11 protein-coding genes are annotated in these 13,759 nt (G+C 39.1%); 4 read left to right on the plus strand and 7 right to left on the minus strand.

What is annotated here, in order from left to right; genetic code table 11:
- Positions 1–13: 13 nt before the first annotated feature.
- Genes infB through rimP form a run of 3 tightly spaced genes read right to left on the minus strand, consistent with a single transcriptional unit; the run spans position 14 to position 4,550 of the window.
- Positions 14–2,791 (minus strand): translation initiation factor IF-2, encoded by a 2,778-nt coding sequence (gene infB, locus C8P64_RS02195; RefSeq protein ID WP_108170419.1) that lies wholly within the window; start codon positions 2,789–2,791, stop codon positions 14–16.
- A 52-nt stretch (positions 2,792–2,843) separates the two neighbouring features.
- Positions 2,844–4,076, minus strand: coding sequence for a transcription termination factor NusA (gene nusA, locus C8P64_RS02200; RefSeq protein WP_108170420.1), 1,233 nt, complete (start codon positions 4,074–4,076; stop codon positions 2,844–2,846).
- A 12-nt stretch (positions 4,077–4,088) separates the two neighbouring features.
- Positions 4,089–4,550: a ribosome assembly cofactor RimP gene (gene rimP, locus C8P64_RS02205; RefSeq protein ID WP_108170421.1), complete on the minus strand. Its 462-nt coding sequence runs from the start codon at positions 4,548–4,550 to the stop codon at positions 4,089–4,091.
- Positions 4,551–4,801: 251 nt separating this feature from the next.
- On the opposite strand from rimP, the gene C8P64_RS02215 reads away from it, so the two are divergent.
- Positions 4,802–5,629 carry a universal stress protein gene (locus C8P64_RS02215; protein WP_108170423.1) on the plus strand — a complete coding sequence of 276 codons (828 nt, stop codon included), beginning with the start codon at positions 4,802–4,804 and terminating at the stop codon, positions 5,627–5,629.
- On the opposite strand, the gene C8P64_RS02220 is transcribed toward C8P64_RS02215, so the two are convergent.
- Positions 5,626–7,158, minus strand: coding sequence for a hypothetical protein (locus tag C8P64_RS02220; RefSeq protein ID WP_108170424.1), 1,533 nt, complete (start codon positions 7,156–7,158; stop codon positions 5,626–5,628). The genes C8P64_RS02215 and C8P64_RS02220 overlap by 4 nt on opposite strands.
- Positions 7,159–7,340: 182 nt before the next feature.
- Between C8P64_RS02220 and C8P64_RS02225 the strand changes: the two genes are divergently transcribed.
- From C8P64_RS02225 to C8P64_RS02235, 3 genes are all read left to right on the plus strand, one after another.
- On the plus strand, positions 7,341–7,556 hold the full coding sequence (locus tag C8P64_RS02225) for a hypothetical protein (protein ID WP_108170425.1): 216 nt from the start codon (positions 7,341–7,343) through the stop codon (positions 7,554–7,556).
- A gap of 84 nt (positions 7,557–7,640) precedes the next feature.
- Positions 7,641–8,258 (plus strand): metallophosphatase domain-containing protein, encoded by a 618-nt coding sequence (locus C8P64_RS02230; protein ID WP_108170426.1) that lies wholly within the window; start codon positions 7,641–7,643, stop codon positions 8,256–8,258.
- Between the two features lie 132 nt (positions 8,259–8,390).
- Positions 8,391–8,720 carry a hypothetical protein gene (locus tag C8P64_RS02235; RefSeq protein ID WP_108170427.1) on the plus strand — a complete coding sequence of 110 codons (330 nt, stop codon included), beginning with the start codon at positions 8,391–8,393 and terminating at the stop codon, positions 8,718–8,720.
- Positions 8,721–9,088: 368 nt separating this feature from the next.
- Here the strand turns inward: C8P64_RS02235 and C8P64_RS02240 are convergent, their stop codons facing one another.
- The 3 genes from C8P64_RS02240 to C8P64_RS02250 are packed head-to-tail and all read right to left on the minus strand — an operon-like array spanning position 9,089 to position 13,703.
- Positions 9,089–10,441 carry a capsule assembly Wzi family protein gene (locus C8P64_RS02240; RefSeq protein ID WP_108170428.1) on the minus strand — a complete coding sequence of 451 codons (1,353 nt, stop codon included), beginning with the start codon at positions 10,439–10,441 and terminating at the stop codon, positions 9,089–9,091.
- Positions 10,442–10,494: 53 nt separating this feature from the next.
- Complete coding sequence (locus C8P64_RS02245; RefSeq protein ID WP_108170429.1) at positions 10,495–12,900, minus strand: GumC family protein; 2,406 nt, start codon at positions 12,898–12,900, stop codon at positions 10,495–10,497.
- A 2-nt stretch (positions 12,901–12,902) separates the two neighbouring features.
- On the minus strand, positions 12,903–13,703 hold the full coding sequence (locus C8P64_RS02250) for a polysaccharide biosynthesis/export family protein (RefSeq protein ID WP_108171248.1): 801 nt from the start codon (positions 13,701–13,703) through the stop codon (positions 12,903–12,905).
- Between the last annotated feature and the right edge of the window lie 56 nt (positions 13,704–13,759).

Here is a 13,759-nt window from a genome sequence, read left to right on the forward strand (position 1 = left end):
ATGATATTCCCTATTACTTAAGGGTTTTCTTAACCTCAACTTCCCTGAAGGCTTCGATAACATCACCTTCTCTAATATCATTATAATTCTTAACCTGCATACCACAGTCGTAACCTTTCTTAACTTCTTTTACATCGTCTTTGAAACGTTTCAATGAAGCAAGTTCACCTGTGTAAACAACCACGCCATCTCTAATAAGGCGTATACCGGCGCTTCTGTAAATAGTTCCTGAAGTTACCATACAACCTGCAATAGTACCGATCTTGGATATCTTGAAGGTCTCTCTGATCTCTGCCGTACCGGTGATCTCCTCCTTCAATTCTGGAGAAAGCATACCTTCCATAGCATCTTTAAGATCATTGATCGCATCATAGATGATCGAGTAAGTTCTGATATCGATTTCTTCCTTATCGGCCACCTGTCTAGCATTTCCTGCAGGACGAACGTTAAATCCGATAATTACCGCATCAGATGCCGAAGCAAGTAACACATCACTTTCAGTAATTGCACCTACTCCTTTGTGTATGATATTCACCTGAATCTCTTCAGTAGAAAGTTTCTGGAAACTATCTGTAAGCGCTTCCACAGAACCATCCACATCACCTTTCAGGATAATGTTAAGTTCTTTAAAGTCTCCAAGAGCTATACGTCTACCAATTTCATCCAGCGTAATGTGACGCTGAGTTCTAACATTCTGCTCACGTTGTAACTGAGTTCGTCTTGCCGCGATGTCTTTCGCTTCACGCTCATCTTCCATTACCTTGAAGGTATCACCCGCTTGTGGCGCACCATCAAGACCAAGTATAGATACCGGTGTAGATGGACCAGCTTCTTTAACGTCATTACCACGCTCATCCTGCATCGCCTTCACCTTACCACTATTTCTACCGGCAAGTACATAGTCTCCAACTTTAAGCGTACCACCCTGAACCAAGATCGTAGCCACATATCCACGACCTTTGTCAAGGAATGCTTCTACTACGGTACCTTTAGCCAGTTTCTTAGGATTAGCTTTTAATTCCAGGATCTCAGCTTCAAGAAGTACTTTTTCAAGTAATTCCTTAACTCCTAATCCTGTTTTAGCTGAAATATCATGTGACTGTATCTTACCTCCCCAGTCTTCTACAAGAAGATCCATGGAAGCAAGTCTTTCTTTAATCTTCTCTGGATTTGCCGTTGGAAGGTCAGATTTGTTGATCGCAAAGATAATTGGCACTCCCGCCGCCTGAGCGTGAGAGATCGCCTCTTTTGTTTGCGGCATCACATCATCATCTGCCGCGATCACGATGATCGCGATATCTGTAACCTGTGCACCACGGGCACGCATCGCCGTAAAGGCCTCGTGACCAGGAGTATCCAGGAATGCAATTTTTTGACCGCCTTCGAGTTTAACCCCGTAAGCACCAATATGCTGTGTAATACCACCACTTTCTCCTGCGATCACATTCTCTTTACGAACGTAATCAAGAAGGGAAGTTTTACCGTGGTCAACGTGACCCATTACGGTTACGATCGGAGCTCTTGTCTCAAGATCTTCCGGATTTTCTTCTACTTCTTCAACAGTCTCTTCAACATCAGCTGTAGTAAACTCAACTTCATAACCGAATTCTTCCGCTACAATCGTTAAAGTTTCCGCATCCAGACGCTGGTTCATGGTTACCATCATTCCAAGTGACATACACGCTGAAATAATTTTAGTTACCGGAACATCCATCATGGTTGCAACCTCACTTACCGTTACAAATTCTGTAACCTTTAAGATCTTTTCGTCAGATTCCTGTTGTGCCAGATCGTCTGCAGAACGTTGTCTGTGTTCGTCTCGCTTCTGTCTTCTGTATTTTGCTCCTTTACCTTTAGAAGATTTACCCTGAAGTTTTTCAAGTGTTTCACGCACCTGCTTTTGTACTTCTTCTTCAGTAGGCTCCTCTTTAGTAATAGGTTTACTTCTTTTTCTTCCGCCTTTATTAGCTCCACCACGTGGGGCGTTTCCACCTCCACCTTTTACATCTTTACTGATGCGGCGACGACGCTTCTTACGCCTGTCATTGTCTTTCTTATCGTCCTCTTTCTTCTCATCCTTCTTCTTAACAGGCTTTTTGAATTGAGAAAGGTCGATCTTTTTACCAGTAAAGTTAGGACCACTAAGTTTGGTATACTTGGTCTCTATAGTAGTAGATTCTTCTTTAGCTTCTTCCTCTTTGGCAGCAACCTCTTCTTTCTTAGGCTCCTCCTTCTTAGGCTCTTCAGCTTTTTTCTCTTCTTTCTTAGGAGCTTCCTCCTGCTTAGGCTTTTCTTCCTTCTCTTCAGCTTTCGCTGCAGGTTTTTCAGTCGGCTTAGTCTCTTCAGCTTTTTTGACAGGCTCTTCAGCTGGAGTTTCTTTCGCTTCTTCTTTAGGGGCGGCTTCTTCCTCTTTCTTCGGCTTATCACCAGATTTATTATCCAGATCTATCTTACCGACAGGTTTAAGACCTTCGAGTTTCGCTCTGGCTGAGACAGACTCTTCCTCTTTCTCCTTCTTAACCTCTTCAGCCTTACGTTTTTCCTCAATTTCCTTGCGCAGCTCTTCCTTCTCTTTCTTCCTCTCTTCTCCAACTTCTTTGGAAGCTACCTTTTTACTCTTGTCGGTTTGGAACTCGTCAGAAAGCACCTCGTAGATTTCTCCCGAGATCTTGGTAGTTGGACGTGCGTCTATCTCGTAGCCTTTGGAATTAAGATATTCCACAGCCCTGTCTAACGAGATATTGAACTCACGTAGAACTTTATTTAATCGCGTTGTTTTCGCTTCTGCCATAAATTGCCCTCTAAATTAACCTCTTTTAATGTATTCTGTATTCTAAAAAATATTATTCTTCAAATTCTGAACGAAGTACAGCCATCACATCTTTAATGGTTTCTTCCTCCAGATCTGTACGACGAACAAGATCATCTACATCTTGCTCTAACACAGCTTTCGCTGTATCCAGACCAATTTTAGAAAATTCGGCGATCACCCAATCTTCAATTTCGTCTGTAAATTCTTTCAATTCAACATCTTCCTCAACACCTTCACGGTACACGTCTATCTCATAACCGGTCAACTGACCTGCTAATCTAATATTGTGCCCACCACGACCAATTGCTTTAGAAACTTCTTCTGGCTTCAGCATAACCTCTGCCGTTCTTGCTTCCTCATCCATTTTAATGGAAGTTATTTTCGCCGGACTCAATGCCCTGGTGATAAACAACTGCTCATTATTGGTGAAATTGATCACATCTATATTCTCATTCCCCAATTCACGTACAATACTATGAATTCTGGAACCTTTCATACCTACACAAGCACCCACAGGATCGATTCTATCATCATAAGAATCTACCGCTACTTTCGCTTTTTCACCAGGAACACGAACTACTTTCTTGATAGTAATTAAACCATCAAAAACCTCTGGGATCTCCTGTTCGAATAACTTCTCAAGGAAAGCCGGAGCGGTTCTGGACATTATGATCGTAGGCTTGTTACCTTTTAATTCGACGCTTTCTATGATTCCCCTTACATTTTCTCCTTTTCTGAAGAAATCTGAAGGAATCTGTCGGTCTTTTGGAAGCACAATCTCATTACCTTCATCATCAAGAAGAATAATGGCTCTGTGCCTTATATGATGAACTTCGGCAGTATAAATCTCTCCTTCAAGATCTTTAAACTGCTTGTAAATATTCGTGTTATCATGCTCATGAATCTTAGAGATCAAATTCTGACGAAGTGCCAAAATCGCTCTTCTACCAAGATCTACCAGCTTTACTTCTTCTGAAACATCTTCACCAACTTCAAAATCTGGCTCGATCTTTCTGGCCTGAGATAAAGAGATCTCCCTGTTAGAATCCTCAACTTCACCATCGGCAACAACAATTCGGTTTCTCCAGATCTCAAGATCCCCTTTATCAGGGTTTACAATAATATCAAAATTATCGTCTTCTCCATACTTTTTCTTTAAAGCATTTCTAAAAACATCCTCCAGGATCGCCATCAGCGTGACACGATCTATAAGTTTATCGTCTTTAAACTCCGAGAATGACTCAATCAACGCGATATTTTCCATATCAATTTGTGATTAAAATGTTATTTTAACTTTTGCTTCCACAATATCAGCATAAGGCAACACGGCCTCTTTCTGAACTGTAACCTTACCTTTACCTACCGGCTTAGGTTCCCTTGCTTTCCATGAAAGCTTTATTTCCTTATCGTCTGCAGATAGAAGATCTCCTTCGAACTTATCATCCTGAGTCTTCACCTTTAACCTGCGACCTAAATTCTTTTTGAATTGTCTCGGCATTAAAAGAGGTTCAGAGACCCCGGCCGAAGTAACTTCAAGAGAAAAATCCTCCTCTTCCCTGTCCAGGTTATGCTCTATGGCACGACTAACCATGATACAGTCATTTACTGATACGCCTTCATCACCGTCCAACACGATCTTGATATGGTTGGCGGAGTTTACTTCAAGGCTTATTAAAAATAAGGAATTATTTTCTTCAAAAACCTTCTCTGCTAACTTTTCTACCTTCTCCTTCAGCATATGTTTATAAAAAGAGGGGACTTTTGTCCCCTCGCTGTACTTTTTTTAGTTTCAACGCTGCAAATATAGCAATATTTTCCAAGTATAAAAACGTGAAAATAAATGAAATGAGGTAAAACCGAAATTCTCTTCCCCAGGCACTAACTATTGTCCGCCAGCAACCATCCATAAAAAAATAAATTAAAGACATCAGATAAAATATTCTTTGTAAATTTAATAATACATTAATTACTAAGCATTTAACTTCAATCATGAAAAATATCCTAGTCCCTACCGATTTCAGCGACCAGGCTGAAAAGGCATTGAAAGTTGCCGCCCAACTCGCAAAGAGATTTGATGGAGATATCTATTTACTTCATATGCTGGAATTACCCTTGCAATTAATTGATCCTGTAGGTGGTAGCAGCCAGAACCTTCCCGAAGCCATATTCTTTATGAAACTCGCCCACCAGCGTTTTAACAAGATCATGAAAGAGCCGTATCTCAAAGGAATCAAAGTACACGAAACGGTAGAGTTCCACCGTGCTTTCGACGGAATCATGGAAATAGGTAAAGAAAAAAAATGCGATCTTATTGTCATGGGGTCTCATGGCACCAGCGGATTCCAGGAAATGTTCATTGGATCTAATACTGAAAAAGTGGTGAGACATTCAGAGATCCCCGTCCTGGTGATCAAGAACGAGATCCCTGAGTTTGAAATAGACAATTTTGTCTTCGCTACAGATGCCAATGAATCTCATAAAAAAGTCCTGAGAAAGGCCATTAATTTTGCCGATACCCTGGGAGCCAAATTACACTTACTCTTTATTAATACACCAAACGATTTCGTAACCAGCAAAGAGGCACATAAGAGAATTGAGGAATTTATTGGTGATCTAGGATCCAAGGTTCATGAGGTACATATTTTCAACGATATAAGTGTAGAGCAGGGAATCATCAATTTTGGCAATAAAATTAATGCCGGGCTCATAGGTATTGCAACCCACGGAAGAAAAGGTATAGCCCATTTCTTTAACGGAAGCATCAGCGAAGACCTTGTAAATCACTCTAACAGGCCTGTGGTTACCTTCAAGATCTAAAGAAAGGACTTTAGAGCTCCATTCTTTATAAGATTCCAGACATAATTCCAGAAAGACTTGGTGGTATCCCTGGTGTAGCTGATCTCTTTATAATTAGCTTCTTTATTGATCGCTTTATTGCGAACTATAAGGTTGGCCAGTCCGGAAATTATCTTATTCTTCCTTTTCCCGTCCTTTCTTAATACTTCAACTTTAAAGTCCTTGTATTCCAGCCTCATTTCACCCTGAGCCTTATTCCCATTTCCGTAGAAATTGAAATACATTTTAAGGATCTCCCCCGAAGCTTCAATATTCATCCCGGCTTTGAAAAACGCATTCATCTGCGCCGCCGAGAGTCTTCCCATATCACCGGAGATCTGAAATTGATTTGAACGATCACTTACATCAAACTCCCAGTCTACATGTAAAGGAGCACCTTTCATAAAGTTTGAGTTGGAGACCACCCGCGTTTTTGGAAAATCCTCCCTGTCTAAATCTATATTGGTAAAATTCTTAATTCCCATATTCAGATCTGAAAATTCTACCATCCCATACTCGCGGTCTTCATGAATTTTTTCTTCATACTTTAAAAAACTATTTAAAACCCTTATCGAATCGAATTGAATCAGAATGGGCATCTTCCTGATCATTTCGCTATACATGGGTTTGAAGCTATTGTCGTCTGGCTGAAGTTTATCACGGTAAATTCTGAAATCGGCACGGTTAATTTCGGTATATGGGTTTTCAAATCTGAGAGAATCATTTTGTACCGACCAGTTTAGATCACTTAGTAAAATAGTATCTATAGAAAGTTCATACCTGTCCTTTTCTTTACTTATAGTCTTTTGAAACTCCTGCTTAGAATATTTGGGGATGATCTTGAGGTCTGCGATAGTTACCTTATTATTATCAATTTCGAGATCTCCAACCGCCAGTTCATGTTGTTCATTCAAATCATAAAAAAGACTATCGGCATTCAAAAGGATAAGGTCATAATTAAAAGGAATGGTCTCTTTAAGAGTTTGAGCATTGATGCGCACCTGTTCCATCTTAATGGCATTGATCGCAGCAAAAAGCCTGTGACTGTTACTATCCTTTTCAAAGATCTCAAAACTCCCTTTCTGGACCTTGACCTTTTTTATAAGGATCTTATTTTTGAAACGGGAAGATTTTTCCGATTTATCTATTTTTGAAGAATCCTGGGACTCCTCCTTAAAATTGTAGAATTTTACTACAGGTTTTGAGATCCTTAGTTCACCAACGACCACATCTTTCCTGGTGATATAATCCCAGAGATGGATATCATTCAGTTTTATAGTATCAACCTGGAGGGCCTTCCCTTTAATTTCTGCGAAGGGATTTATTATTTCGGCTTTGCGATCAAGTAATTTAACGTCAACTTTTTCAAAGCTCACCTGAGCTTTTTTCAGGTTATCTTCTATACCGGTTTTAATTCTTTTCTCCAGGTAATTATTTAGGAAGATAAGACCTATAGCCAAAAGGCCAATTCCGATTAAAATCCCGATCGCGAGTTTAGTAGTTTTCTTCAAGTTTAATTTTATTTCTAAAAACCAATTTACAATTCCGAAGGCTTACCAAGCCCGGTTTAAGAATTTTTAACTTAAAAGTTTGTGACCCAGAAGTTACCAAAGTTAAATTTCTGTCAAACTTGATTTTTTGCTTTCCTGGTCCGGTATTTGGATGTTATATTTGAACAAATTCAAATGAAAAAATGTTTTTAAAAGTTGGCATAAAGATTTTATTCGTGATCACCGAGATATTCCTTGGTTTTTACAGTTTGGTAGTGAGCGAAAGTTTACTAGTAAAGTTTATCTTTTTTGCCGTTACCGCAGCAATTATTGCTTTTGGTATGCTAAAAACGATCAATAAAATATTACCCGCAGACAAAAGCCTGGTACAATTACAGGCCGATGAAAAAGAAGAATAAATTTAAAGGACCATTGATAAAGATCCGTTGATAACCTCAACGGATTTTTTTTATTTAATTTGTCAACCAATTCAATCGAAATCTATGAGGCTTATTTGCCTGGCCGACACCCATAACAAACATAATGAAATCCCGATTCCAAAAGGGGATGTTCTTATACATGCAGGTGATTGTACAGACGGAGGCACAAGAAACGAAACCGAAAGTTTCCTAAAGTGGTTTTCTTCCCAGCCTCATAAACACAAGATCTTGGTACCAGGAAATCATGACTTCTATTTTGAAAAAGTAGAAAACCTTGCCAATATTCCAAAGAACATAGGTTTATTATTAGACCGGGGAATTGAAATAGAAGGAATAAAATTCTGGGGCTCCCCGGTTACACCCGGATTGGATAATTGGGCATTTAATCGGGAAAGGGGAAAAGCGATCAAAAAACACTGGGAGATGATCCCGGATGATACTCAAGTTTTAATTACCCATACTCCACCTTTCGGAATTCTGGATGAAATTGGAAGCGGAATTCATCTGGGATGTGAAGAATTATTAAAATCCTTACCAGTTGTTCAACCAATATATCATTTGTTTGGACATATTCACCACGCATCGGGATCCACAAAACGCTCGGAAACTAAATATTTTAACTTATCGATTCTTGATGAACGCCTGAGAATCATGCATTCTCCAATTATCCTGGATCTTTAATCTAAAGAGCTTCTTAAAGAATCTTCCTCGAAGTTAAAAATATATTAAGCATCCATTAATTAGACTTTTCTTAACAGCTTTTATGCTGTCTATTAGTAATTTAGCCAAGTCGATAATGATGAAATATTGAGTATGAACACAACTACTACCCCCGAGATAATTGACCAGGTTAAGGATCTCATTTCTTACAGCATAATAAATAAGAACATTGAAAAATCAAATTTTCAGATGTTTCACGAGGCTCTTGTCAAAAGATATTTTGACGCCAAGCATGTGCAAATAGATTACCAGGAGCAGAGCATAGATCTGAAACTTCCGGTAGGTCAGAATAAATATACCCAGATCACTTTTGAATGTCAGAATATAGAGCGATTCTTAAAATCCTGTTTGAAAAAGGATGATCAAAGTATTTTCTTTTACCAGGGATTGCTAAATCATTACGAAGTAACTTCTGCTGCATAAAGGATTTGAATACCCATACTAACCTAATCTAAACCTGTTCCCTAAACGGGTTTTTTTATGCCTTGTTTTCTCTATCTAACTGTTTATTAGTTATTACTTATTATCCATTGCTATTGTCATTTCGAAGGAGCCCCTAGTTATGATGACAAAGAAATCTCTTTGTGATTCCTGGACAGATTTCTCACTTCGTTCGAAATGACAATCTAAGTTAAATAGTGATTTGAAAAACAATAACTCCGAACTTCACGAGAGACTACCAATTAAGAACAACCCAAAACACACAACCTATAACCGAGAACATATGGCCCATACAAACAAAAAACCCGGCATAGGGCCGGATTGAAAATATTGTACTATGCAAATGGAAACTAGAACTGCCTGGATAGACTTATTCCGGCTCCAAAAACAGGTTTTTCCATCGAGTTAAGATCAAACCCAAAACTTAGATCTGCCTGCACGGGAAGATTTAAAACCCTCCATTTAGAATAAAAATTGAAAACATCTTCATCGAGACCTTCCGGATTTAATAATTCCCTAAAGGTTCCTTCATTATGGCGATAGGTTAAAAGTAATTTATAGGGGAAGTTTTGAGAATGATTAGAGAATTGGCCACCAATTCCAATATGATGCGCGTTGAATTTGTTGTTGATTACCTTACTGGTTTCAGGATCGTAAGTAAATAATGGCGATCCAAATACTTTTCCATTAAAAGCCCACCCTCTGGTATAGAATCCACTATTAAAATAATTATCTGCTCCCCAGGCGTTCACATCTTTACTTTGATCACGCGTGTTATAATATTCATAGATCAGTGAATTTACAAGTTTTTTCTCTTCATAAGATCGCCAAAACAAACCGTATCTGCCATCAGGAAAATTAGCCAATCTACTTCCCGAGCCATCTTCGAAAATTGAATTATAAATAAATTTTATGTCTGATTGTTTAAGTCTTTTAGTCAGGTAAAGTTCCCAAGAGCCCAAATGATTTCCTAAGGCGTTCTCCTGATCTCCCTGAACGGCTGTTTCACCACCTGCTCTTCCTCCAACTATTCGTAAATAATCTTTTATAGATTCAGGTTGATCTCCAAACCTTTCTGAGGTTCCTCCCCATTGTGCAAAATGTTGGATTCCTCCCTGTAAAGTAAAGCTTTCAGAGAAATTGAGAATCAATTGCAGCTTTTTGTGATGGGTAAAACGATTTGAAAACTCATGATCATTCTGATAATAATCTTCCCAGGCAAAGACCAAACCTATCTTTTTATTTGTAGAGAAATAGACCGGCTCATTGGTTTGAATCTGAAGACCAAATAGAGGCCTAGAATTTAATGACCATAAAATATTTTCGTTAGTTGCACTTAAACCATTATATAATTCGGGCTCGTGTTTTCTTCCGGCAATTACCTGAAGCCACTTATATTGGAAATTGGCATAAAGTTCATCTAAAAATACCTCGTCACTAAATGCATCCTGGTAGAAGATTCCTCCTCCGATTTCAAGATTTGAATTATCAGAAAGACTGTATTTCAATCTTCCGTTTATCCATCCATCAATGTTGGTATCTTCAGAAACCCTGCCTCGCTGATTGGAATAAAACCAAAAGGGCAAATCATCTTCAGAAGAAAAATATCCTTCTAAATTTACGCTTCCGGAAAAATCGGCCTGGGCAAAGACAATTTTAGAAGCGGTAAAAAAAACAAGCGAAAAAATTAGCTTAAATCTCATAAAAAAATAGCCCTGAATTAATTCAGGGCTGATATATTGAATAATAGTTTTTCCTAAAACATGGCCGCTTTACTGGTTAACCATTTTAAAAATGATTTTTTCTCTTCCCCATAGGCATAGCCATATTTATTACCATAACCGAAATTAGCCCACTTCACATCGTTTAAAACAAAGCTCAGATCACTAAATTTTCCATCATTTTTTGAATCTACGGCAAATTGCAGCAATTTCTTTTCAGTATAACCTGCCCTTACTACATATAAAGTAAGGTCTGCCCATTTATTTATAAGGAAGGTGTCTGTTACCAGAAGAGATGGGGCCGTGTCTACGATTACATAATCATACATGGTTTCCAGCTCTTCAAACATCTCCCCGGTCTTGTTTCTCCTCCATAACTCAGATGGATTCGGAGGTATGGTTCCTGAAGGTAACAACTGGAGATTTGGATTCCCGGTATTGGATTCCCTGATAAGATCTTTTAGTTTAAGATCTCCTTTTGCAAGGTAATCACTAACTCCTATATGCTCACGGGCATCTACCTCAAACCTCTGTAATTGAGGATTTCTAAGATCGGCTCCAACCAGCAATACTCTTTTATTGGTATTCGCCAACGTAACTGCGAGGTTAAATGAAACCAGGGTCTTACCTTCTCCTTTCACCGTGGAAGTAACAAAAATGGTATTTCCCCTTTGCTTATCTGCAGTATTAACAAGTAAATATTGCAGGTTGGTGTGTAAAATCCTGAAAGACTCAGCAAGCACGCTACGATCATTTTTAAGGATCATCTCACTGGCTTTCTTTTCAACCCTTGGGATCTCACCCACAACCGGAATCTGTTTAGCCTGTTTTTCCAGGTCTTCACGACTCTTAACTTTATTGCTTAATAAAGTCTTTAGGTAGATCGCCAGAAAAGGAATCAGAAGTCCTAAAATAAAAGCGGCCAGAAGAATGATCTTTGGTTTAGGTGACACCGCCCCTACAGAACTATAAGCCCTGTCCACGATCTTAGCTTTGGGAGCAGTTACCGCCAGGCTAAGGGAATTCTCTTCTCTTTTTTGAAGCAAGAATAAATAAAGAGATTCCTTGATATTCTGTTGCCTTTCAATACCACGATACTGCCTTTCCTTAGCGGGTACAGCAGATATCTTCGAATTTATTACTGAACCCTGTTTTTCCAGTTCCTGCTGTGAAACCTGCAGGTTCGATCTTAATCTTTCAAAACTAGCCAGCACGTTCCCTCTTATCTGTTCTATCTGGCTGTTCAGTCTTTTAACTACCGGGTTCTTCTCGGTAGATCCGCTCAGGATCCTGTTACGCTCCAATACCAGGTTATTGTATTCTTCAATACTGGCATTCACAGATTGTTCCTGTATTCCAAGATTTGCCGGCAAAAGATCTGATCCGGAATCACTCTTTAAATAACTGATCATGGTATTGGCCAGTTCCAGTTGGGTACCTATCTCCTGTTCCTTTTTATTATAGTCGCTCACATTCTCAATGAACATCTCAGATTCAGCCTCAATATTGGTCAGCTGATTCGCTTCTTTGAATTCTTCCTTGCCTGTTTCAACAGAGTCCAGTTCTTCATTAATGATCTGCAATCTCTCATCTATAAAAGTGGCGGTATTCCTGGCAACAAGATTTTTGTCTTCGATGGCTTCCTGGTTATATTCGAAGATCAGTTGATCTAATATATCCTGGGCTTTTTCTTTAACTGAATCGTCCAATCCTAATTCAATAAGGCTTGAATTCTTATCGGTTAAATTGATCTGAAGTTTAGACCGGTAATTTGAAACTACCGACTCTATATTAGAAAACTTAATAACCAGTTCCGGAAAGTCCGGATCTTCTCCTAATCCATATTCTGTATTTTCAACCAGAATTATATCGGCAAAAGGAATCTCCATGGGCTGCCCGATCTTCCCTTTATAAACCTCTTCGGTTTCAGTATTGATCAATTGAAATTCGTTCCCGGTTCCTTTTATAAATCTAAAATTATTTCCAGCCTCCCTGGAAAATTGCGAAAGTGCTTTTTCCTCCATTTTTAATACCTGCACAAAATATGGAGTGTTCCGGTAAAGCTCAGGGCTTTTGATGGCATCTTCGTTGAAATAGGTGACATTAAGATTTAGTGCCTTAACCACATTGGTCATCATTCTTTTAGAACGAAGAATACCGATCTCATTTTCTATGGAAGCTGCGCCCATTCCGCCTAAAAGGCCCAGGTCAGCAAAGGCTGCCATTTCAGAAGAAGGAGATTTTCCCTTTTCATCTTTAATGATGATACTGGCTAAAGTATGATAGGTTGGAGTGGTGACTTTTAAGTAGGTAAAGGCCAATACGACGCATACCAGCACCCCTAAAACGAACCAGGGCCAGTGCTTTAAATATCTTTCCAGTTCTTCCCGTAGATCTATTTCCTCTTCCTGTGGACGATTATTATGATTGGATTGTGACATGACTAATTGGTAATTAAAACTGCTAATGAAATTAAAACTGACGCGATAGAGATATAAACCCCGGCATTACGGTTATAGCTGGCAGATTGCATCTGCGCGCCATTAGGCTCTACATAGACCACATCGTTTTGCTGTAAATAATAAAATGATGAATTGATCACGTTCGGGTCTGTAAGATCAAGATATTCATGGATCTTCTTGCCATTCTCTTCCCGCATCACCAGGACATTATCCCGTCTCCCATAAATACTAAGATCCCCTGCAAATCCCAGCGCCTTGGGAAGGCTTAAATATTCATCACGTATATCAAAGGTTCCCGGCCTGTTCACTTCTCCCAAAACACTCACCTGGAAGTTTACGATGCGTACATTCACTATGGGATCCTGAACATACTCGGTAATTTCAGTTTTCAATTTTGCTGCGAGTTGCTGTCGGTTGAGTCCAGCGACATTTACAGTTCCCAGTACAGGAAATTCAATATTCCCATCTGAATCTACCAGGTAAGTCTGTAATTGCTGTCTTCCATTAACCGAAAGGCCGCCAAGTTCAGCTCCCCCCTGTGGAACACCAATAACAGGAAGATTAAAAGGCAGTGCTGCCTCCTGTTCGGGAGCAGAGACACTTATTGTTAAAAGATCATTGCTCTTTATTTGTAGGCCGGTCTTTTTAGTTTTATCTATAACGGCCTCTGCTTTTTCCAGTCCCTGGAAATAAACGATCTCTTTGCGGGATACACAAGAAGTACTTAGTACAGAAGCCAAAAATATGATGATAAGTGGTCTGAAAAATTTGGGGTATTTCATTTCCATAAAATTTGTGCGAATATAAAGTTTTTAAATTGTTAAAAAAATGTGAAATA

The sequence above is a fragment of the Christiangramia gaetbulicola genome, from assembly GCF_003054225.1.
Taxonomy (GTDB): Bacteria; Bacteroidota; Bacteroidia; order Flavobacteriales; family Flavobacteriaceae; genus Christiangramia; species Christiangramia gaetbulicola.